The organism is Actinophytocola sp. NPDC049390 (assembly GCF_044466355.1).
Lineage (GTDB): Bacteria > Actinomycetota > Actinomycetes > Mycobacteriales > Pseudonocardiaceae > Actinophytocola.
Genome location: NZ_JBITMQ010000012.1, coordinates 159,066 through 179,626 on the forward strand (window position 1 = coordinate 159,066; position 20,561 = coordinate 179,626).

Genomic DNA, 20,561 nt, shown 5'->3' on the forward strand with positions numbered 1-20,561 from the left:
GTAACGGTAATGCTGGAAAAGGCGACGTACGGGTTCGTGGAGTCGACGGAAGCCCAGCTCATCGCCCTTTTCCAGGCATGGCGCCAGGACATCGACTCCGAGCCGTTCGCCCACGAACACGAGTGGGCGGGGGTGGACGCGCCACGGTTCCGCACGTTCCGGCACAACTCACAGCCGTGCGCGTGTCCTGGCGGCCCACCGAGCGTGTCGTGACCAGCGTCACATCGTGATCAGTCCGCCGGACGTGCAGGTCGTCGCACGGTGAGCACGAGTAGCGCGGCCGGGAGCAGCACGGCGACCGCCAGCAGCGCGGTCTGCGCGATGGCCGAGCCGGTGGGGTAGTGGTCGAGGTGGGTGGCGTGGAAGACGAAGTGCGGCACCGTGAACACGAGGTTCGCGGCCAGTGCGACGCGCACCAGCTTCGGCTCCGGCCAGATCGCGGCGGCCGTCAGCACGAGCACGTACGCGAGGGTCAGCGCGCCGACGTCGCGCATCAGGTGCTCGTTGTACGGCGGGAGGAGCGACACCCACGGGGTGGCCGCGGTGGGGAAGTCGTCGTAGAAGAACTTCGGCGCGAACAGTTGGACGAGTCCGGCGGCGCCCTGCGCCGCGGCGAGGAAGATCAGTCCGGCGCGGATCATGATGCCAGGTACTCCGTGAACGTGATGGTGCCCGCCGGATTGCCGGGCACGAGGTGGGCGCCCTCGCGGTAGCCGCGGAAGACCTTGCCGGGAAAGGACAACGAGACCATGGGAGAGCGCTCTCCGACGGCACGCAGGTAGTCGTCCGCGAGCTCGCGGAGGGACTTGGTCTCGGGGCCGCCGACGTCGGGCACCCGGCCCCGCGGTGCGCCCGCCGCCAGGTCGGCGAGAAGGGTGGCGACGTCGCGGACGTCGATCGGCTGGGCCCGTACCGCGGGCACGGGCATGATCGGCAGCTTCGCCGCACCGGCCAGCAGGGTGCGGATCAGGTCGTGGAACTGGGTCGTGCGCAGGACCGTGTGCGGGCGCTGCGCCACGAGCCGCTCGGCGGCGAGCTTGCCCCGGTAGTAGCCGAGCGGGATCCGGTCGATGCCGGCGATCGAGACGAACAGCAGGTGCCCGACGTCCGGGGCGGCGTCGACGAGGTTGCGGGTGGCGACGACGTCGCGGCGGCCGCGGAGCGTGGTGGCGAGGTGCAGGACGGTGTCCGCGCCGCGCAGGGCCTCGCCGAGGCCGCGGCCGGTGACCAGGTCGGTTCCGGTGCGACGGCTTAGCACCCGCACGTCGTGGCCGCGAGCGGTCAGCTCGGCCACCACCGCACGGCCGAGCGTGCCCGTGCCGCCGGTGACGAGAATCGGTGTCATGCCGTCAGGAACCGGCGAGGCTCCCGATGTGTGACAGCTTCGCCGGGTTCGCGATGATCCGGACCGCGGCGATCCGCTCCCCGTCGACGTCGATCGCGACCACGCCCATGGGCATGCCGCCGACCGTGACGACGATCGCCGTACCACCGTTGACCTCGGCGAACGTGAACGCCATGCCGTCGGGCACCTTCCGCCACGCGCCCGCGAAGTAACGCGCGACCCGGGCGCGGCCGGAGACGGGGTTGCGTGCCATCGGGTGGCGACCGTCACTGTCCGCCCAGGACGTGATGTCGTCGGCGAGCAGGTCCTCCAGAGCACGCAGATCGCCGTTCTGGGCGGCCGCCAAGAACCGGGTGGCGAGCCGTTCACGCTCCTCTCGTGACGGCTGGAAACGGGGTTTGTGGTCGGCCAGGTGCTGGGCCGCGCGCCGGTAGAGCTGGCGGCAGTTGGCTTCGGACAGTTCCATGACCTCGGCGATCTCGCGGTGCCCGTAGCCGAACGCCGCCCGGAGCACGAAGACGGCGCGCTCGGCGGGGGTCAGGCGTTCGAGCAGGACGAGCACGGCGAGCGAGACGGAGTCACGCTGCTCGACGGTCTCGAGGGGGCCGAGGAGGTCGGTCGGCACGGGTTCGGGGAGCCACTGGCCGACATAGCGTTCGCGGGTGGTGCGGGCGGCGGTCAGGCGGTTGAGGCACAGGTTCGTGACCACCTTCGCCAGCCACGCGTCGGGGTGGTCGATCGTGGTGCGGTCGGCCTTGTCCCAGCGCAGGTACGCGTCCTGCACGACGTCCTCCGCCTCGGCGGCGGACCCGAGCAGGCGGTAGGCGAGCCCGAACAGCCTGGTGCGGCGGGGCTCGAACTCGGTCACCGGTGCCATGGCCCCAGTGTGTCAGCGGATTTCGGGGGTGGCCTCCGGCCCTGGGCGAGGGTCAGCAGGTCGTCGGCAGGAGGGTGAAGGCGCTGCACACGTCCTGGTTGTACGGTTCCGCCTGCCACTCCGCCGGCTGCAGCACCCGCGACCGGTCGAACGGGGTGAACGTCCACGGGCCCACGTACGTGTTGTGGTGCCACCTGTTCTGCTGCTCGAACGTGATCGCCTGCTGCACCGCCTTGCCCATGTACGGCGACCAGTCCGGGTACGTGCCCCAGTTCGACAGCACCGCCATGCGGCCGCAGAGCGTGTCGCAGTTCAGTGCCGCGGGGTCGATGGTGAAGCGGTTGTCGTGGATGTCCACGCGCTGGGTCTTCCATCGGCAGTCGTCACGCAGCGGTTTCTGGGCGATGGCTGGCTGGGAGCACTGGTGTTCCTCCGCCACCAGGCGGGTGCAGTGGCCGGTGGACGTGTTCGCCGGGCTGTTGCAGAAGCGGTCCGCGTTCTCCCACAGCGTGATGCCGGACCAGTTCCCGTCGAAGGTGTTGTGGTGGATGTCCAACAGGTCGGTGCGGGCGGGCACCCTCGGTTCGCCGCCCGACTCCGAGACGTAGACTGTGCCAACGGGGAAGTCGTCGCCCCGGTCGGCGAACCTCCTGCCCTGGACGAGGGTGTTGCCCCGGAAGACGTTGTCGCGGATCTCCGCGTTGTAGCTCGTCTCGTAGAACAGCGCCTCGGCGTCGTTGTTCTCGATCAGGTTGTGTTCGATCAGGAAGTCGTTGTTGTTCGTGTCCGCCCACAGGCCGGCGCCGCGGTTGTCGTGGACCCAGTTGTCGCGGACGTCGGCGCCGTCGACGGCCCAGAACTTCACGCCCCCGGTGCAGCCGCAGCCCGGCGTCTGGTTCTCCCAGTCGTCCGTGTTGTTGCCGGTGATCTCGTTGCCCTCGACCAGGAGGCCCCGCAGACCGCCACGTTTGTAGGCGTTCATGCCGTACTGGCCGTTGTTCCGCAGGCAGTTCCCGCGCACGACCTGGTCGTTTCCCGCCATCAACGCGGCACCGCGGTTGTCCTCGACCGTGTTGTGCTCGATCAGCCAGCCGTCGCCCGAGTCGTGGTTCACCACGCCCTCGTCGCGTGGGGCGGCGAAGTTCCGCACCGCCAGGTTCCGCAGCACGACGCCAGTGGCTTCGCCGGTGAAGGCGTAGCGGTTGACGTCGCGGCCGTCGAGCACCGCGCCCGGGGCGCCGAGGTAGACGTTGCCGTTCTTCGGCATCACCTGGCCGAACTCGTCGTCGCCCAGCGTGTGGGTGCCGGGCGCGAGCCAGAACGTCGTGCCCGCCGGGTGCGCGGCGGTCGCCTGCTGCACAGCGCTGTCGACCGGCTCCACCACCACCGCACCGTCCGGCGGGCTGGGGTGTGCGGCGGCGATCCGGTCGCACACGGCCCACTCGTCGTCGGGGACCGCATCGGCCACAGGGGACAGTCCGGTGAGGACAAGGGCGGCCGCGAGAGCGACGGGAACACGTGCCATGCGGCAAAGCTAGGCAGGTCCTGGCCTCGTGTCGTCACCCGGAAGCGTTGTCCTTCGGGCGAATCCCACCGATCCACGGCATGATGTCCGCGCACCCGAGAAGGACCTACCGTGGAGAGCCATGCTGAAGATCGACCGTGACCGCTCCGGCGCCGTCCGTGTCACCTTCGTCCTGCGTCCCAACGCGCCGCGCGGCCGGGTGAGCGTCGTCGGCGACTTCAACGAGTGGCGGCCCGGCGCGCACGAGCTGCGCCCGCGCAGCAACGGCACCCGCTCGGTGTCCGTCACCGTGCCCCACGGCGCCGAGATGCGCTTCCGCTACCTCGGCGAGGGTGGCTACTGGTGCAACGAGACCGAGCACCCCGACGTGCGGCAGATCGGCGAGGACAGCGTCGTCGTCGCCCTCCCGGCCGCGAGAAAACCTCGCTGAACCTGTCGAGTTCCGGGTGGTTTGTTCGTCATCCTCTGTGTACGCACCTGAGGAGGAGACGTGCAGTACCTGCTGTTGATCTACAACTGCGACCGGCCGGAACCCGGTGACCCCGGCTTCGAGGACGCCCTGGCCAGGGTGAACGCGTTCGCCGACGAGTGCCGTCGGCGCGGTGCGTTCGTGGCGGGCGACCCGCTGACCAAGGACGGCGCCGCGACGACGGTCGCCGTCCGCGACGGCCGGACCATGATCACCGACGGCCCGTTCCTGGAGACCCGCGAGCACCTGGGCGGCTACTACGTCCTGGACTGCCGCGACCTGGACGAGGCCCTCGAACTGGCCGCCCTGTGCCCGCTGGCGGCGGTGGGCACGATCGAGGTCCGGCCCGTCGTCCGGGTACCCGGTGTCGACCACGCCGTCGGCTGAGGTCGAGCGGGTCTACCGGGAGCACCGGGCACGCATGCTCGCGGCACTCCTGCGCGCGGTCGGTGACTTCGAACTGGCCGAGGACGTGCTGCAGGACGCGTGCGCCCTTGCGCTGCGCCGGTGGGCCGAACGCGTGCCCGAGGACCCGGTCGCGTGGCTGCTGACCGTCGCACGCAACCAGGCGATCGACCGGCTCCGCCGCGCGCGGGTCGGCCGGGAGAAGGAGGAGTCGGTGCCGCCCACGTCGGACTTCCCAGCCGAGGAACGCCTGGTCAGCGTCGGTGACGAGCGGCTGAGCCTGATCTTCACCTGCTGCCACCCCGCGCTCGCGGAGGAGGTGCGGGTGGCGCTGACGCTGAACGCCGTCATCGGGTTGACCGCGGCACAGATCGCGCGGGTGTTCCTCGTCGGCGAGGCCACGCTCGCGCAGCGGCTCGTGCGGGCGAAACGGAAGATCCGTGACGCCGGGATAGCGCTCTCCGTGCCACCCGACCACCGGCTGCCCGAGCGCCTGGCCGGGGTGCTCGCCGTCGTCTACCTCATCTACACGCACGGCTACCCGGGTGACGACGACCTGCGCGCCGAGGCCGTGCGGCTGGCGAAGCTGATCGCGGCCCTCATGCCCGACGAGCCCGAGGCCATGGGGCTCGTCGCGTTGCTCCTGCTCCACGAGTCCCGGGCGGCGGCGCGCCGGTCGCCGGGCGGGGACCTCGTGCTGCTCGCCGACCAGGACCGGGCGCGGTGGGACCACGCGATGATCGCCGAGGCGGTCCGGGTGCTGGAGAGCGCTCTCCGGCACGGCGTGGTGGGTCCGTACCAGCTGCAGGCGATGATCGCGGTCCAGCACACGCGCGAACCACCCGACTGGGCACGGATCGCCGCCCTGTACGAAGGGCTGCTCGCGGTGGCGCCGACGCCGGTGGTGGCGCTCAACCACGCGGTCGCCGTCGCCGAGACGGCAGGTCCGGCTGACGGGCTCGCGCTGGTCGACCGCATCGACGGGCTCGACAGTTACCACCTGTGGCACGCGACCCGCGCGGACCTGCTGCGCAGGCTGGGTCGGCGCGCCGACGCCGCGGCCGCGTACCGGCACGCGCACGACCTCGCCACCGACCCGGCCGAGCGGCGGTTCCTGGCCGGCCGACTACTGGAGACCACATGAGACTGTCCTGTCTGGACAACGGGCATCGGCCGCGGGCCAGGCTGTTCCTCCGCATGACCTCCCGCGACGCACCCGACGTGGTGCGGATGCTGTTGTACCGCCCGGAGTTCTTCGCGCGTCCGCTGCTGGCGCTGACGGTCGAGGCGATGCGTGGCCCGTCGTACTGGACGGTGGGCGAACGGGAGGACATGGCGCACCGGATCGCGGAACGCCTCCGCTGCCCGTTCTGCATCGACTCGCACGCCGAGATGACCCGCCTGGCCGGGCACGACCCCGCCACGTCCCGCGACGTCGACGATGCGCCGCCTGCCGCGCGACGGGAGGCGGCGCGGGTGGCGCTGGTCTGGAACGTCGTGAACCGGCTCGGCAACGCGTTCGGGTTCGCGTTGCGCGGCGACCAGTTGCACACCGGCACGAAGGCGCTGCACCGGTTCGGGTACCGCTTTCCCGCGTTCCTGCTCGCGGGCGGCACCGATGCCGGGCACGACGATCCCGTGGACAACCTGCGCCACGCCGTCTTCGAGGCCCCGGCGGTGACCGACCCGGCGCGGCGCCGGGCCGCGGCGACGGGAGACGGGCTCACCGAGCCCTGGGCGTCCTACACGGCGCTGGTCCGTGACGCCTCGTACCGGATCACCGACGAGGACGTCGCCCGCCTGCCCGGCTCCGAGGACGAGGTGTTCGAGCTGACCGTGGCCGCCGCGGTCGGCGCGGCGCTCGCGGACTACGGCCTCGATTTTGGCGACAGTTCGTAGTCTTTACGAGAACCACGACTCGATCACCAGGCCTTCCTGGCGGCGTCCACGGACCAGGGGCGACGAGTTGCCGAAGGGGCCGGACAGCCCGTTCCACCGCGATCGTGCTCGCGGTGGAACTGCTGTCCGGTGTCATGCGCGCCGGTGCGCGCATCGGCCGGGACCCGGCCGCCTTCGCCGCCACGGTCCACGCGGCGCGCGAGATCATCCTCGCGTCGCTGGCCGGGTCACGTGGTCCTGCCCAGGAACGCCAGCATTCGGGTCTGGTCGTCGGCGTCCGGTGCGGCGGGCAGCTCCGGTCCGAAGAACCCGGGCCGCCGGACCACGTGCTCGCGTGCCCAGTCGAACGACGCCGTCACCAGCGGCGGCGGCAGGTCGGCCGGGAGGCCGAGCGCGTGCCCGATGTCCCACGTGTGGGCCGTGAGGTCGGTGACCAGCAACGCCATCAGGCCCGCGACCGGGACCTCACCCATGCCGGTGATGGTGACCGTCCGGCTCAGCTCCGCGCCGGAGGGCACGTAGCGGGCCGCCCGCCAGGCCGCCACCGGGTCGTCGCCCGCCATGACCGCGGGATGCGGCATGCCCGGGGCGCCGTCCCGCGCCGGGTCCTCGCCGCCGGTCGCCCACGCACGCAGCTGGTGCTGGCCCCAGACGGCGTGGCCCGCGACGTCGCGGACCGTCCAGTCGCGGCACATGGACGGCTTGTCCCAGCCGCCCGGGGGCACCGCGGCAAGCATCGTGTCGAACTCGTTCTGTGCTCGTGTGTACAGCTCCATGCACCGAGGACGAACGGGCCGCGCCCAACTCGACATGTGACATCGTGGACGCGTGAGCGACGACGTTCGTGCCCTCGCGCGGCACTACTCCGAAGCGGCGGACACCTACGAGCGCACCTGGGCCGGTGCCCTCCACCCGGTCAGCCGCAAGCTGATGGAGCGGCTACCCCTGGCCCGTGCGCGCCGCGTCCTCGACGTGGGCACCGGGGTCGGGACGCTCCTGCCCGCGCTGCGGGCGGCGGCGCCGGACGCGCTCGTCACCGGGATCGACCGCGCGCCCGGCATGATCGCTCGCGCGCCGACCGACTTCCCGCGCGTGGTCACCGACGCGACCCGGCTCCCGTTCGCGGACCGCTCGTTCGACGTCGCCGTGGCCGCGTTCATGCTGTTCCACCTGCCCGAACCGGCCGCCGGGCTGCGGGAGGCACGCCGGGTGCTCGCCGACGGCGGGGTGCTCGGCCTGGCCACGTGGGGACCGGACCAGCAGATGAAGGCCGTCGACGTCTGGCTGGAGGAGCTGGACCGGCACGGCGCGCCGCAGGAGGAGTCGCTGCTCGCCAACCACGACGTGGTCGACACGCCGGAGAAGGTCGCCGAGCTGGTCACCGCGGCTGGGTTCGCGGACGCGGACATGCGGGCGGTCGACTGGGAGTTCCGGCCGTCGTTGGAGGAGTTCGTGGTGCGGTACACGGGGTTCGGCCACCCGGCGCGCCGCTACGCGGGTCTGTCGGACGCGGCACGCGCGGAGTTCCTGACCGCCGCCCGCGCCCGGCTCGCGCAGCTGGGGCCCGAGGACTTCGTCCAGCGCCGGACGATCGTCGCGGGAGTGGCGACTGCCCCCCATACGTCCAGCACAATGTGAAACAGGCCCTGCGGCCAACAGAGGCCGGCCGCAACCGTGAACCGCGCGCGGCGAGTCGCGCGCCCAGACACCGCGAGTCGCGCGCTCGCACGCATCGAGTTGTCGGGTTCATGCAGGCCACGCAGGCCCCAATATGCACGAAACCGACAACTCGACATGTTCGAGAACGCGACTCGCGCTGTTCTAGAGCGCGACTCGCGGGGGTTCTGGAACGCGAGTCGCGTGTTTGGGCAGTGCGAGTCGCGCGTTCGTGCGTAGTGAGTTGTCGGGTTCGTGTAGGCGGCGCTGGCCCGGATGTGCACGAAACCGACAACTCGATGTGTTCGGCAACGCGACTCGCGCTGTTTTAGAGCGCGACTCGCGGGGGTTCTGGTGCGCGAGTCGCGTGTTTGGGCAGTGCGAGTTGCGCGTTCGTGCGTGGTGAGTTGTCGGGTTTGTGTCGGCGGCGTTCGCTTGGGTGTGCACGAGGTTGACGACTCGATGTGTTCGGGGGCGTGACTCGCGGGGTTTTGGGTGGAGGATTGACGTGAAACTTACTCACGAGTAAATCTGGGGGTGGCTCGGACCAACGGAGGTCGCCATGCGTCGTCGACGTCTGCTCGGAACACTCGCCGCCGTGCTCACCGTCGCGGCGCTCGGCATGCCGGTACCCAGCGCGCAGGCCGCTCCGCCGGACGTCGCCGCGCTCGACGGCGCGTGCGTCGCGCTCCAGGCGCCGAGCGGGAAGTTCGTGGTGCGCAACGCTCTCGGTGGCTACCAGGCCACCGGCGGTGGTGCGTCGCAGCCGTTCCGGTTGCAGGAAACCGGTCCCGCGACCTACCTGCTGTACGGCACGGGCAACGACTTCCTCGGGCAGGGCCTGGGCGCGCTGGGCGTGCTCGCCGCGCGTGCCGCGGGCGCGGACACGAACTGGCGGCTGACCGCGTCCGGTGACGCGGTGACGGTCACGGCAGTCGCCGCGAACCGGCAGCTCGCCGTGGACCCGCTGCTGAAGGCGCTCGCGCTGCGGTCCACCGCCACCCCGTTCACGCTCGTGCCCGCGTCCGGCTGTGCGACCGCGCCCGAGGCGGAGCTGAACATCACCGGCGAACCGTTCACCGGCACCGTGAACGGTGAGGTGCGCGGTCTCGCCGACCTGCACAGCCACCTGACGGCGTACGAGTTCATCGGCGGCGACATCCACTGCGGTGCCCCGTTCAGCCAGTACGGCATCACGGCCGCGCTCGTCGACTGCCCGGACCACGAACCGAACGGCCTCGGCGCGTGGTGGGAGAACCTCGCGGGCGGCGGCTACCCCACCTTCACGCATGACACGACCGGCTGGCCCACCTTCGCCGACTGGCCCAAGCACAACTCGTGGACCCACGAGGCCATGTACTACAAGTGGCTGGAACGGGCGTGGCGTGGCGGGCTGCGGGTCTACACGAACCTGTTCGTGAACAACGAGGCCCTGTGCGAGATCTACCCGATCAAGTCCAACCCGTGCGACGACATGGCGTCGATCCGCCTGCAGGCGCAACGGATCCACGAGCTGGAGGACTTCATCGACACCCAGCACGGCGGGCCGGGCCGTGGCTGGTTCCGGATCGTGCGCGACCCCGCGCAGGCGCGGTCGGTGATCGAGCAGGGCAAGCTCGCGGTGGTGCTGGGTGTCGAGGTGTCGCAGCCGTTCGGGTGCGGCGTCCGCGACGGGACCCCGCTGTGCGACCGCGCGGACATCGACGCGGGCCTCGACGAGCTGTACGACCTGGGCGTGCGGCGGATGTTCGTGTGCCACAAGTTCGACAACGCGCTGTGCGGCGTGCGGTTCGACGAAGGGGCCGCCGGGACGATCATCAACGCCGCGAACTTCGCCTCCACCGGCCGGTTCTGGCAGGTGGAGAAGTGTCCGACCGCGGCACACGACAACACGATCCAGTTCCAGAGCGACCTGCTATCCGGCCCGCTGGAGGCGCTGCTGCCGCCCGGCGTGACGCTGCCCGTCTACCCGAGCGCGCCGCACTGCAACGTCAACGGGCTCACCGACCTGGGCGCGTACGCCATGCGGGGCATGATGGACCGCGGGATGCTCATCGACATCGACCACATGAGCGCCAAGGCCACCGACCAGGCGCTCGACCTGCTCGAGTCGCGGAACTACCCGGGTGTGGTGTCCAGCCACTCGTGGGTCGACCCGACCTACTACCCGCGGATCTACGCGCTGGGCGGGATGGCGGTCCCGTACGGCTGGGGCACCGAGCAGTTCCTCGGCGCGTGGCGGTCGATGAAGGCCGCCGCGGGCCCCGGCGCCGACTTCGGTTTCGGCGCGGGCTTCGACACCGGCGGGTTCGGGCACCAGCCGCCGCCCAGGCCCGGTTCTGCCGTCCGGTACCCGTTCACCACGTTCGACGGTGGCTCCACTGTGGACCGTCAGCGGACGGGGCAGCGGGTGTTCGACGTGAACACCGACGGGCTCGCGCACTACGGCCTGCTGCCGGACTGGCTGGAGGACCTGCGGATCGTCGCCGGACCGGACGGGCAGCAGATCGTGTCCGACATGAGCAGGGGCGCGGAGGTGTACCTGCGGACGTGGAGTCGCGTCGCCGGGCCCTGATTGGGGTAAGTATGAAGGCATGGCTGTCACCGCCCATGCCGAGACAGAACGCAAGTACGAGGCCGACCCGCACGCCGACCTGCCCGCGTGGACGGACGTCCCCGGGGTCACCGAGGTGCGCGGGCCACGCACGGAACACCTGTCGGCCGTCTACTTCGACACCGCCGACCAGCGGCTCGCCCGGTACGGCGCCACGTTGCGCAGGCGCACCGGCGGCGGGGACGCGGGCTGGCACCTCAAGGTGCCCGCCGGGACGGACTCGCGCACCGAGCTGCGGTTGCCGCTCGACGACCGGCCGGAACGCGTGACGAACGCGCCGCCGGACGAGCTGGCCGACCTGACGACGGCGATGACCCGCGGCGCCCCGCTGCGCCCCGTCGCCCAGCTCAAGACGCACCGGCGGGTGTGGGACCTGCTGGGGGACGGCGGGCGGCCGCTCGCCGAGGTGACCGACGACCGGGTCACCGCGACCCGGCTCAACGGCTCGTCCAATGTGGAGGAATGGCGCGAGCTGGAGGTCGAGCTGGCCGACCCGGCCGCGAACGGCGTCCTCGCGGCCGCGGAGAAGGTGCTCCGCATGGCGGGCATCAAACGGGCCGGGCACAGCTCCAAGCTGGGCAGGCTCGTGCCACCACCCGCGGCCGTCGAGTTCGACGCGACGGGCACAGCGGGGGAGGCCCTGCTCGCGTACGTGAAGGTCCAGTACGACGTGCTGGTGCGGCAGGACCTCGCGATCCGCAGGGACCAGCCGGACGGCGTGCACCGGATGCGGATCGCGGCGCGACGGCTGCGGGCGGCCCTCCGCGTGTACCGGCGGCTCCTGCCGGACACCGAGCGCCTGCGTGCCGACCTGCGGTGGCTCGGCAGGCGGCTCGCGGACGCGCGGGACCTGGAGGTGCAGGAGAAACACCTGACCTCGGCCGTCGGCGCACTGCCGGCGGAGCTGGTCGTCGGGCCCGTGTCCGCGCGGCTGACCAGGCATTTCTCCCCGGCGGCGGCTGCGGCACGGCAGGAGGTGACGGCCACGCTGGCGGACAGGCGGTACCGGCGGGTGCTCGACGACCTGGCCCGGCTGCTGGCGGACCCCGAGCTGACCCCGCGTGCGTCGCGGTCGGCCGCGAAGGAACTGCCCAAGCACCTGCGGCGCCCGTACCGGACGACGAAGCGCCGCCTGGCGGACGAGACACCGCACCGCGCCAGGAAGGCGGCCAAGCGGTACCGGTACGGCCTGGAGGTGGCGGAACCCGCCGTCGGCAAGCCGGTGCGCAGGGCGCGGCAGCGGGCGAAGGACTTCACGAAGGTGCTCGGCGAGCACCAGGACGGCACGATCGCGCAGCCGGTGCTGCGTGACCTGGGCATGCAGGCCAACTCGGCGGGCGAGAACGGGTTCACCTACGGGCTGCTGCTGGAGCAGGAGCGGGCCCGTTGCGCGCGGGTGGCGGAGGCGTACCCGGCGTACTGGCGGCGTTTGCGAAAGGCCCGTCCGTGGAATGCATGAGGCATGCATGAGTCGCGCCTCGCGAACCTGCTCGGCGCCTGCGGGCTGGCGGTCGCCGACCTGACGTTGCGGAACGTCACCGCACGGCTGAGCGCGAGCGCCGCCGCCGCGGTCGTGCTGCTGGCGTCCGGGCCGGTCAGCGGCACCGAGCTGGGCAGGCAGGTCGGGCTGACGCAGTCGGCGGCCACCAGGCTGGTCGATTCGCTGGTCAGGGCCGGGCTCGCGGAACGGTCCGCGCGGGCGGGCCGGGTGGTGCTGGTCGGCCTCACCTCGGCCGGTCGGCGGGCGGCCGAGGAGCTGCTGGCCGCACGGGCGTCGACGCTGACCGGCGTGCTTTCGGCGCTGTCCGCCGAGGAGCGGGCGGAGCTCGGTGGGCTGCTGGAGAAGCTGCTCACCAGGCTGTACGGCGACATCGGCAGCGCGGACCTCATGTGCCGCCTGTGCGACCGGGCCGCGTGCACCACCGGCGGGCACTGTCCGGTCGGTCAGGCGGCCAGGAGCTGACGTGGGCGCGCTGCTCGCGCTGGCGTCGGCGGTCGCGTACGGGATCGCGGACTACGCGGGCGGGCTCCTGTCCCGTCGTGCGCACTTCGGGACCGTCGCGTTCGTCGGGCAGGTCGGCGGGCTGGTGTTCGCGCTGGCGGCAGCCCCGTTCGTGCCCGCGCCTGCCGGATGGGACGGGCTGGCCTGGGGAGCGCTCTCCGGGGTCGGCACCGGCGCCGGAATGCTGTTCCTGTACCGGGGGATCAGCCGCGGCGCCATGAGCGTGGTGGTGCCGGTCAGTGCGGTCGGCGGGGTCGCGCTGCCCGTGCTCGTGGGCGTGGCGGTGCTGGGCGACCGGCCTTCCGTGCTCACCTGGGCGGGGATCGTGATGGCGGTGCCCGCGTTGTGGCTGGTCGCGCGCACCCGAGGGCCCGCGAAGGCGGACGGGGTCGCGGACGCGCTCTTCGCCAGCGTCGGGATCGCCGTGCAGTACCTCGCGCTGGCACAGGCCGACGCCGGTCTGTGGGCCGTGGTGGCGGGCCGGGTCGCGGCCGCCGCGGTGGTGCTGCCCGCCGTGCGGAGGCCGGTCACGGCGGTGGTGCCCGCCGCTGCCTGCGGTGCCACCGCCGCGCTCGCGCTGACCTGCTACCTGCTCGCCACGCGGTACCAGCTCGTGACCGTGGCGGTCGTGCTGTCGTCGCTGTACCCGGCCATCCCGGTGCTGCTGGGCGTCACCCTCCTGCGTGAGCGGCTGAGCCGGTGGCAGGTGGCCGGGCTCGGCGGCGCGGCGGGCGCGATCGGTCTGCTCGTCGTCAATTGACGGCCCCTGACCTGCGGGTCGCGGAGAATGTAGTCAGGACTTAGCCGCGTGTCCGATCATCAGCCCCGGTGTGCCGGGGCCCTGGGGGTGCCCCGGTGCACCCCGTTCTGCCGGTGAACCGGGGCGGATAACCAGGTGCGGCGGGAACGAAACACGCGCGATCATCAGTCCCAGGAACGGGGGCGTCGTACGAAGGGATGTCCTGACACAGCAGGAGGTCCACCGTGCACGCCACGAAGACGGTCACGCCGGCGCAGCTGCCCGAGGTGCTGCTGAACGTCGCCGTCGTGCGTCCCGTGTTCCTGTGGGGTGCGCCCGGCATCGGGAAGTCGTCGCTGGTGCGGCAGTTCGCCGCGTCGCTCGGGCTCGACTGCGTGTCGTTGCTCGGCACGCAGCTCGCGCCGGAGGACCTCATGGGGGTGCCGAGGATCGTCGACGGGCGCAGCCAGTTCTGCCCGCCGGAGCAGATCGCGCGGGAAACCCCGTACGTGCTGTTCCTCGACGAGCTGAACGCGGCCGCGCCGGACGTGCAGAAGGCCTTCTACTCCCTGATCCTCGACCGCCGGATCGGGTCCTACGCGCTGCCGGCGGGCTCGGTGGTGCTCGGCGCGGGCAACCGGGCCACCGACCAGGCGCTCGCACGGCCGATGGCCTCGGCACTGGTCAACCGGCTCGTGCACATCCACCTGCGTGCCTCGGCCGCCGACTGGTTGGTGTGGGCGGTGGACAACGGCATCCACCCGTGGATCGTCGAGTACCTCACCCAGCGGCCGGACCACCTGTGGAGCGCGCCGCCCAAGACCGAGGAGCCGTTCTCCACACCGCGGGCGTGGCACATGCTGTCCGACGTCCTGCACTCCTACGGTGACGGCGGGCTCGACGACGACACCGTCGCGCTGCTCGCCTACGGCACCCTCACGCCGCAGCACGCGGGGGCGTTCCGCGCCTACCTCAAGGTCGCCCGGCACGCCTACGACCTGGACGCGATCATCAAGGGCGACAAGCGGTGGCCGCAGGAGCCCGCGGACCGCGACCTGCTGTACTTCCTCGCCGAGACCTTCCGCGCCCGTCTCGCGAAGGAACTGCCCGCCGACCGGCGGCACGCCTCGGACGGGGTGCGCCGGTTCGCGTTCCGTGCCAAGTCGCTGCTCGTGGAGCTGGCCGAGATCTCCCTGGAGATCGCGCAGCTCGTCATCGCCGAGGACGAGAGGGGCACGCCGCTGCCGTCGTGGTTCCTCGTCGAGGCCGCCCGGGACATGCCCCGGCTCGTCGCCGCGCGGTCATGAGCCGCAGAACCGCCGAGGCCGAGCGCCGGGAACGCAGGCGGAAGGCGCGGGCGGCGGGCTGGGCGACGGTCCGCGACACGACGGTCCTGCGCAGGCTCGCGGACGCGGTCCACGTCAGCGTCGGCGAGAGCCTCACCGGTGCCGACGCGTGGGCGGTCACCGACGCGTACGGCCACATCACCGTCAACCAGGAACGGGACGGCGAACCGGCGGAGTGGGCGTGGGTGTTCGCGCACCTGTTGCTGCACCTCGGACTCGGCCACGCGGACGACGACACGGGCGTGCCGCTCGTGAACGGCAGTTACGACCGGATCCACACGGCCGCCTGCTGTGTCGCGGTCAACCGGTTCGCGCAGACCGTGCGGATCGGCCGGCCGCTCGTGCTGATGCCGGAGCTGCCCGGTGGCGAGGAGGAGGCGCTGGCCAGGCGCTGGCGCGACACCGGCGTGCCGGCCGAGTACGCCGCGCTCGGCACCAACGGCACGCGGCCGTGCCTGGGCACGCCCCCTGCCGGCGACTACCGCCCGGTGCGGAAACCCGTGTGGGACCAGCAGTTCGCGCTCGGCCTGACCGACGCCGCGACCGAGGCCATCACGCACGCCGCCGAGTCGCGCGGGCAGACCGCGCACCTGCGGCCGCGGCGGGAGTGGGACCGGGCGCTGTCGTGGTTCGTGTCGTCGTTCCCGCTGCTCGGCGCGGTCGCCGCCGGGTTCACGCTCGTGCCGGACGCGGACGTGGCGCGGGCGTGGGACATCAGCGTCGCCGCGGTGTCGCCGGAACACGGCGAGATCTACGTCAACCCGTACGCGACGCTGTCGGCCGAGGAGTGGCGGTTCGTGCTCGCGCACGAGATGCTGCACGCCGCGCTCGGCCACGACCGCCGCGCGCAGGGCCGCGAACCGTACCTGTGGAACGTGGCCTGCGACTTCGTGATCAACGGCTGGCTGGTCGCGATGGGCGTCGGTCACCTGCCGGAAGGCGCGCTGTACGACCAGAAACTGACCGGCCTGTCCGCCGAGTCGGTGTACGACACGCTCGTCACCGACCTGCGCAGGGCCCGCAAGCTGCGCACGCTCGGCGCCCCGGCCGGTGACGTGCTCGGCGACTGGCTGTCCGAGCCGGAAGCGGCGGCCCGTCGCGGCTCCCGGCGCACGGACCGGCCGACGCCGTGGGACCGCGTCACGAACGTGAATCTCGACGACTTCTACCGCCGCGCCCTCACCCAGGGCCTCGAGTACCACCGCGGCAGCGGCCGTGGTCTGGTGCCGGGCGGCCTGGAGGAGGAGATCCGCGCGCTGGAACACCCGCCGCGGCCGTGGGACGCGCGGCTCGCGCGCTGGTTCGACGAGCACGTCCGCGTCCCGGAACCGCGGCGCAGCTACGCACGGGCGTCGCGACGTCAGTCCGCCAGCCCGGAAATCCCCCGGCCGGGCAAGCTCCGCCCGGAGGAACTGTCACAGCGCGCGACCTTCGGCGTCGTGCTGGACACGTCCGGGTCCATGGACACGCGGTTGCTTGGCAAGGCGCTGGGCGCGATCGCGTCCTACGCCACGGCTCGCGACGTCCCGGCCGCCAGGGTCGTGTTCTGCGACGCGGTCGCCTACGACGCCGGCTACCTCGCCCCGGCCGACATCGCGGGCCGGGTGAAGGTCCGCGGCCGCGGCGGCACCGTGCTGCGACCGGGGGTGCGGCTGCTCGAACACGCGCCCGACTTCCCGGCGGACGGCCCGATCCTGGTGATCACCGACGGCGACTGCGACGTGGTGCGCGTGCGCCGCGAGCACGCGTTCCTGATCCCGGCCGGTGCGCGGCTCCCGTTCACCCCGCGCGGCCCCGTGTTCCGGGTCAGCTGACCCGGTTCACCGTCGCCACCGGACAAATCATGGACAGATCGCCGGAATCGCCGGCCGGTTCCGGCGATCGCTTGCCGGGGTCAAATGCCGTAGGCATCCTGAATGGAACGACGTGGGGGTGAGCAGCATGGCAGACGAGCGGACGACGAACGGTCGCACGACCACCGACGAGCACAACACGATCTGCGCGGTCGACATCGAGGGCTTCGGCGGCGGTGACCGCACCCGCCCGAACTACGTCGCACTCCGCGAGGGCATGTACACCGCCGTCGAGCAGGCGTTCCAGCGGTCGGGCATCCCGTGGGACAACTGCTACCACGAGGGCGCGGGCGACAGCATCCTCGCGCTCGCCCCGTCAACTGTCGGCAAGGCGACGTTCGCCGCGAACCTGCCGACGGCACTTGCCGCGACGTTGCGGGCCCACAACGCCGAACACCCGCCGGAGGAACGGCTCCGGCTGCGCATGGCACTGCACGCGGGCGAGATCACCCGCGACGCCCGCGGCGTGACCGGCACGGCCATCATCCACGCCGCCCGCCTGCTCGAGGCACCGCCGCTCAAGGAGGCGCTGCGCACGTCGACCGGCCTGCTCGCCGTCATCGCCTCGGCCTGGTTCTACGACGAGGTCATCCGCCAGCACACCGAGAACGCGCCGGAGGACTACGTGCGGTTCGACGTGAGCGTCAAGGAGACCAGCGGGACCGGCTGGATCCGCCTGCCCGACGGTGCGCGGCCCGAACCTCCGCCGCGGCACGAGATCGAGAAGCGCGAGGACACCGCGCCCGCCAACGGATCGTCCGTCGTCACGGTCTCCCCGGTCGTGCGGCCCGCGTCGCCCGAGTTCTACCAGGTGGTCGACGCGATCGAGGCGATTCCCTGCATGCAGGGCGAACACACCCGTTCGTTCGTGATCGACCAGCTGCGCTTCGCGGGCGCCATCCGCTACTTCCCGAACCGCAGGGCGCACGTGACGAGCATCCTGCGCACCTGCCTCGACTTCGAGGACGGTGTGGTCCAGCTGGTCACCGCGATCTCCGAACAGGAACCGAGCGGCTCGCTGCCGCTGAACCGCCTCGTCTCGTTGCTGGGCAACGGCGCGTAAGGCGTCCCCGGCTGGACAAATCAAGGACAGATCCCACCATCCCGAAGATCGTCCCCGCCGCGGCTTGCCGACCTGCTGTGCCGTGGGCATCCTGGACGAACCTGCCCACGAGGCGCACATGATCGCTATCCTGCGCCCGCGGGGTGTCCAGCGCGGTGGTGCGGGAGGGAGCGGCTCCAGTGACGTCGAGTAGTGCCGGCGGACCGTTGTGGCCGCTCGTGAAGGCGATGCAGGCGCTGCCCTGCCTGACCTCGCAGCAGGACCGCAACTTCGTCGTACGCCTGCTGATCGACCGGCTCGGGCCGTTGCAGATCGAGGAAAGCCCCCGGATCGGTCCGCACGTGCTGAGCATCGTCGAGGTGTGCGCCCGCCGTTCCGACGGTCTGGGTGCACTGTTGGACATTCTCGGTGAACTTGACGAAGGCACGATCCATCTGCGAGAGGTTGCGCGCATAATCGCTGAGCGCGACGCTCACGAGCTGTGGCCTGAGGAGGAACGAGAAAGGCTCTTCGCCTTGCTGTCAGGGATGATTTTCAAGGACCTGGTGGACCTGTACGGGCAGGTCGCCGGTCTGGGCGCGCCCGAACTCCCTGCCGAGACGACCTATCGCGACGTGTTCGCGACGCTGGAGAGCCTGAACGCCGATCCGGACGGGTTGCCGAAGCCGATCGTGTTCGTCGAGCACCTCGCCAAGGGCCGCCGCCCCGAGCTCGCGAACGAGCTGCGCAGGTGGGCCGACCGGCAGGCGAACCGCCTCGGCGTGATCACCCAGCTGCAGGCCCTGCGCCGTGCGTTCGCCGCGCCGTCGCCGGGTCCGCCGCCCGGCGCGCCCGCCTACCTCGTGCTGTTGTTGCGCCGCACCGGCCTCACCGACGAGAAGTACCAGCTCTGCCACTGGTCGCAGCTCGACCTGTCGGACGGGTGGCACCCCGAACGCGGTGAGGACGTCATCGGGACCCTGGAGGAGATCAAGCGCCACGTCGCGACCCTGATCGAGACGGTGGAGACGAAGTGGGCGCGGTTCCAGCCGGCCATCCACATCGAGGCGGTCCTGTCCGACGACCTGCTGAACCTCGACATCGAGCAGTGGTCGTGGGAGGTGGAGAGCGCGCTGCCGGAGCTGCCCATCGGGTGCCGGTACGTGTTCGTGATCCGGTCCCTGGAACGCATGCAGAAGGGCCAGTGGCATCGCCCGTGGCACGCGAGGTGGTCCGTGCTCGGCAGTCAGCTCGGCGAAACCGGCACGGTCGAACGGGAATCCGTGCGGTGGGTCGCCGAGGGGGACGCGATCCGCAAGCTCATCGTCGACTTCGAGAACAACCAGAACGTCGTCGCGCTCGTCCTGAGGGAGCCACCGATGCGCAACGCCGACATCGCGATCGGTCTGAGGGCAGGGGTTCCTGTCGTGGTGTGGAACCGCGAGGAGGGCATTTCGGAGGAATTCTTGACAACGGTCGGGCACCTGCTCCACAACGACGAGTCGGGCTCGGTCCTGCAGCGCGTCAAGCATCTGCGGACCACCGCGTACGAGTCACACCCCGGTCACATCGGCCACCACCTGGCGGTGATGTGGGACGACCCGGAACGCATCGTCGTGCCACCGGGTGAGGTGAGCGTGGCATGAGCGGAGCTAGCGGAGCTTGCGGAGCGAATCGTCAGGCGCGGGGCGACTGCGAGGGGGAGTCATGAGCGCTCTGCCCAACGAGCCGTTGCCGGTGGACTGGCACGTGTACCGGGGCACCGGCAACCCCGGCACCGTCGACGAACTGCCCGCGCCGCCGCCGTGGCGCCGGTTCTCCGGTGAGCCGGTCAACTCCGCGCCCACCGACGACGGTGGCGAGGCGGACCGGCGGATCGGCGGCGTGCACGGCATCGGCCGCGTACCGAGCCCGCACGAGATCGCGATGGTCAACGCCGCGATCTACCTGCGCAGGCCGTTGCTGGTGACCGGACGGCCCGGCACCGGAAAGTCCAGCCTCGCCTACCTGATCTCCCGCGAGCTGGGGCTCGGGCCGGTGCTGCGCTGGTCGATCACGAGCCGCACCACGCTCAAGGAGGGCCTGTACCTCTACGACGCGATCGGCCGGGTCCAGGAGATCAACGCGCGCCGCGGCGAGGAACCGGACATCGGTGAGTTCGTGCACCTCGGCCCGCTCGGCACCGCGCTGCTGCCGTACGAGCGGCCGCGGGTGCTGTTGATCGACGAGCTGGACAAGAGCGACATCGACCTGCCGAACGACCTGCTCAACGTCTTCGAGGACGGCGAGTACGAGATCCCGGAGCTGACCCGGATCGGGGGCAGGCACCCCGAGGTCACGGTGCTGACCGGCGACCGAGAGGGCACCGCGGTGGTGCGGCGCGGCCGGGTGCGGTGCCGTGCGTTCCCCATCGTCATCGTCACCAGCAACGGTGAACGCGAGTTCCCCGCGCCTTTCCTGCGCCGCTGCCTGAAGCTGCACGTCGAACCGCCGACGCCGCAACAGCTCGGCGCGATGGTGGCCGCGCAGTTCGGTGCTGTCGAGGGCATCGAACGCGTCGACGTCGCCCGGCTGATCACGGACTTCACGGCACGCAGCGACGCGACCGGCGGGCTCGCCTCCGACCAGCTGCTCAACGCCGTCCACCTCGCGGTGGAGCTGGCGACCTCGGGGGCGTACCAACCCGACCACGACTGGCAGGAGTTGCTCACGGCGATCTGGCACCCGTTGTCCTCGTCGGTCACGGAGACGTGACATGTGCGGAGCTTGCCGAGCGAATCAGCGGGCAC

General features: G+C 71.5%; 20 protein-coding genes. 15 read left to right on the forward strand and 5 right to left on the reverse strand.

Features of this window, described 5'->3' with window-relative positions; all coding sequences use genetic code 11:
• Positions 1–9 precede the first annotated feature (9 nt).
• On the forward strand, positions 10–213 hold the full coding sequence (locus tag ACIBVP_RS30475) for a hypothetical protein (RefSeq protein WP_396109818.1): 204 nt from the start codon (positions 10–12) through the stop codon (positions 211–213).
• 17 nt (positions 214–230) lie between these two features.
• On the opposite strand, the gene ACIBVP_RS30480 is transcribed toward ACIBVP_RS30475, so the two are convergent.
• From ACIBVP_RS30480 to ACIBVP_RS30495, 4 genes are read right to left on the reverse strand one after another with little or no spacing between them, the layout of a single operon-like run.
• On the reverse strand, positions 231–641 hold the full coding sequence (locus ACIBVP_RS30480; RefSeq protein ID WP_396109819.1) for a hypothetical protein: 411 nt from the start codon (positions 639–641) through the stop codon (positions 231–233).
• Entirely contained in the window at positions 638–1,345 is a 708-nt protein-coding gene (locus ACIBVP_RS30485) for an SDR family oxidoreductase (RefSeq protein ID WP_396109820.1), read from the reverse strand. The genes ACIBVP_RS30480 and ACIBVP_RS30485 overlap by 4 nt, the downstream gene beginning before the upstream one ends.
• A 4-nt stretch (positions 1,346–1,349) precedes the next feature.
• Positions 1,350–2,222 carry an RNA polymerase sigma-70 factor gene (locus tag ACIBVP_RS30490; RefSeq protein ID WP_396109821.1) on the reverse strand — a complete coding sequence of 291 codons (873 nt, stop codon included), beginning with the start codon at positions 2,220–2,222 and terminating at the stop codon, positions 1,350–1,352.
• A gap of 52 nt (positions 2,223–2,274) precedes the next feature.
• The gene (locus ACIBVP_RS30495) at positions 2,275–3,747 is read right to left on the reverse strand and encodes a right-handed parallel beta-helix repeat-containing protein (RefSeq protein WP_396109822.1); all 1,473 of its coding nucleotides are present in this window, start codon (positions 3,745–3,747) and stop codon (positions 2,275–2,277) included.
• Between the two features lie 121 nt (positions 3,748–3,868).
• On the opposite strand from ACIBVP_RS30495, the gene ACIBVP_RS30500 reads away from it, so the two are divergent.
• From ACIBVP_RS30500 to ACIBVP_RS30515, 4 genes are read left to right on the forward strand one after another with little or no spacing between them, the layout of a single operon-like run.
• Positions 3,869–4,177, forward strand: coding sequence for an isoamylase early set domain-containing protein (locus ACIBVP_RS30500; RefSeq protein ID WP_396109823.1), 309 nt, complete (start codon positions 3,869–3,871; stop codon positions 4,175–4,177).
• A gap of 60 nt (positions 4,178–4,237) precedes the next feature.
• Positions 4,238–4,603: a YciI family protein gene (locus tag ACIBVP_RS30505; RefSeq protein ID WP_396109824.1), complete on the forward strand. Its 366-nt coding sequence runs from the start codon at positions 4,238–4,240 to the stop codon at positions 4,601–4,603.
• The gene (locus ACIBVP_RS30510; protein ID WP_396109825.1) at positions 4,581–5,765 is read left to right on the forward strand and encodes an RNA polymerase sigma factor; all 1,185 of its coding nucleotides are present in this window, start codon (positions 4,581–4,583) and stop codon (positions 5,763–5,765) included. Before ACIBVP_RS30505 ends, ACIBVP_RS30510 begins: the two co-directional genes overlap by 23 nt.
• Positions 5,762–6,520 (forward strand): hypothetical protein, encoded by a 759-nt coding sequence (locus ACIBVP_RS30515; RefSeq protein WP_396109826.1) that lies wholly within the window; start codon positions 5,762–5,764, stop codon positions 6,518–6,520. Before ACIBVP_RS30510 ends, ACIBVP_RS30515 begins: the two co-directional genes overlap by 4 nt.
• 227 nt (positions 6,521–6,747) lie before the next feature.
• Here ACIBVP_RS30515 and ACIBVP_RS30520 read toward each other — a convergent pair whose 3' ends face one another.
• Positions 6,748–7,296 carry a TIGR03086 family metal-binding protein gene (locus ACIBVP_RS30520; protein WP_396109827.1) on the reverse strand — a complete coding sequence of 183 codons (549 nt, stop codon included), beginning with the start codon at positions 7,294–7,296 and terminating at the stop codon, positions 6,748–6,750.
• Between the two features lie 52 nt (positions 7,297–7,348).
• Here ACIBVP_RS30520 and ACIBVP_RS30525 point away from each other — a divergent pair, with 52 nt between their 5' ends.
• The 10 genes from ACIBVP_RS30525 (at position 7,349) to ACIBVP_RS30570 (ending at position 20,526) form a co-directional block, all read left to right on the forward strand.
• On the forward strand, positions 7,349–8,158 hold the full coding sequence (locus tag ACIBVP_RS30525) for a class I SAM-dependent methyltransferase (protein ID WP_396109828.1): 810 nt from the start codon (positions 7,349–7,351) through the stop codon (positions 8,156–8,158).
• A gap of 580 nt (positions 8,159–8,738) precedes the next feature.
• Entirely contained in the window at positions 8,739–10,751 is a 2,013-nt protein-coding gene (locus ACIBVP_RS30530; protein ID WP_396109829.1) for a hypothetical protein, read from the forward strand.
• A gap of 19 nt (positions 10,752–10,770) precedes the next feature.
• Positions 10,771–12,249: a CHAD domain-containing protein gene (locus ACIBVP_RS30535; RefSeq protein WP_396109830.1), complete on the forward strand. Its 1,479-nt coding sequence runs from the start codon at positions 10,771–10,773 to the stop codon at positions 12,247–12,249.
• A gap of 3 nt (positions 12,250–12,252) precedes the next feature.
• Positions 12,253–12,753, forward strand: a complete 501-nt coding sequence (locus ACIBVP_RS30540) for a MarR family winged helix-turn-helix transcriptional regulator (RefSeq protein ID WP_396109831.1) — start codon at positions 12,253–12,255, stop codon at positions 12,751–12,753.
• Position 12,754: 1 nt separating this feature from the next.
• Positions 12,755–13,552: an EamA family transporter gene (locus ACIBVP_RS30545; RefSeq protein ID WP_396109832.1), complete on the forward strand. Its 798-nt coding sequence runs from the start codon at positions 12,755–12,757 to the stop codon at positions 13,550–13,552.
• A 224-nt stretch (positions 13,553–13,776) separates the two neighbouring features.
• Positions 13,777–14,838, forward strand: coding sequence for an AAA family ATPase (locus tag ACIBVP_RS30550; protein ID WP_396109833.1), 1,062 nt, complete (start codon positions 13,777–13,779; stop codon positions 14,836–14,838).
• The gene (locus ACIBVP_RS30555) at positions 14,835–16,691 is read left to right on the forward strand and encodes a hypothetical protein (RefSeq protein ID WP_396109834.1); all 1,857 of its coding nucleotides are present in this window, start codon (positions 14,835–14,837) and stop codon (positions 16,689–16,691) included. Before ACIBVP_RS30550 ends, ACIBVP_RS30555 begins: the two co-directional genes overlap by 4 nt.
• 127 nt (positions 16,692–16,818) lie before the next feature.
• A complete protein-coding gene (locus ACIBVP_RS30560) occupies positions 16,819–17,793 on the forward strand; it encodes a hypothetical protein (RefSeq protein ID WP_396109836.1) in 975 nt (324 codons plus the stop codon).
• 227 nt (positions 17,794–18,020) lie between these two features.
• Positions 18,021–19,418, forward strand: coding sequence for a hypothetical protein (locus tag ACIBVP_RS30565; protein ID WP_396110012.1), 1,398 nt, complete (start codon positions 18,021–18,023; stop codon positions 19,416–19,418).
• Positions 19,419–19,479: 61 nt separating this feature from the next.
• A complete protein-coding gene (locus ACIBVP_RS30570) occupies positions 19,480–20,526 on the forward strand; it encodes an AAA family ATPase (protein WP_396109837.1) in 1,047 nt (348 codons plus the stop codon).
• Positions 20,527–20,561 lie beyond the last annotated feature (35 nt).

Coding starts and splice junctions, on each gene's coding strand:
- ACIBVP_RS30475 (WP_396109818.1), top strand. CDS start 10: ATGCTGGAAAAGGCGACGTACGGGTTCGTGGAGTCGACGGAAGCCCAG.
- ACIBVP_RS30480 (WP_396109819.1), bottom strand. CDS start 641: ATGATCCGCGCCGGACTGATCTTCCTCGCCGCGGCGCAGGGCGCCGCC.
- ACIBVP_RS30485 (WP_396109820.1), bottom strand. CDS start 1,345: ATGACACCGATTCTCGTCACCGGCGGCACGGGCACGCTCGGCCGTGCG.
- ACIBVP_RS30490 (WP_396109821.1), bottom strand. CDS start 2,222: ATGGCACCGGTGACCGAGTTCGAGCCCCGCCGCACCAGGCTGTTCGGG.
- ACIBVP_RS30495 (WP_396109822.1), bottom strand. CDS start 3,747: ATGGCACGTGTTCCCGTCGCTCTCGCGGCCGCCCTTGTCCTCACCGGA.
- ACIBVP_RS30500 (WP_396109823.1), top strand. CDS start 3,869: ATGCTGAAGATCGACCGTGACCGCTCCGGCGCCGTCCGTGTCACCTTC.
- ACIBVP_RS30515 (WP_396109826.1), top strand. CDS start 5,762: ATGAGACTGTCCTGTCTGGACAACGGGCATCGGCCGCGGGCCAGGCTG.
- ACIBVP_RS30520 (WP_396109827.1), bottom strand. CDS start 7,296: ATGGAGCTGTACACACGAGCACAGAACGAGTTCGACACGATGCTTGCC.
- ACIBVP_RS30530 (WP_396109829.1), top strand. CDS start 8,739: ATGCGTCGTCGACGTCTGCTCGGAACACTCGCCGCCGTGCTCACCGTC.
- ACIBVP_RS30535 (WP_396109830.1), top strand. CDS start 10,771: ATGGCTGTCACCGCCCATGCCGAGACAGAACGCAAGTACGAGGCCGAC.
- ACIBVP_RS30540 (WP_396109831.1), top strand. CDS start 12,253: ATGCATGAGTCGCGCCTCGCGAACCTGCTCGGCGCCTGCGGGCTGGCG.
- ACIBVP_RS30555 (WP_396109834.1), top strand. CDS start 14,835: ATGAGCCGCAGAACCGCCGAGGCCGAGCGCCGGGAACGCAGGCGGAAG.
- ACIBVP_RS30560 (WP_396109836.1), top strand. CDS start 16,819: ATGGCAGACGAGCGGACGACGAACGGTCGCACGACCACCGACGAGCAC.
- ACIBVP_RS30565 (WP_396110012.1), top strand. CDS start 18,021: ATGCAGGCGCTGCCCTGCCTGACCTCGCAGCAGGACCGCAACTTCGTC.
- ACIBVP_RS30570 (WP_396109837.1), top strand. CDS start 19,480: ATGAGCGCTCTGCCCAACGAGCCGTTGCCGGTGGACTGGCACGTGTAC.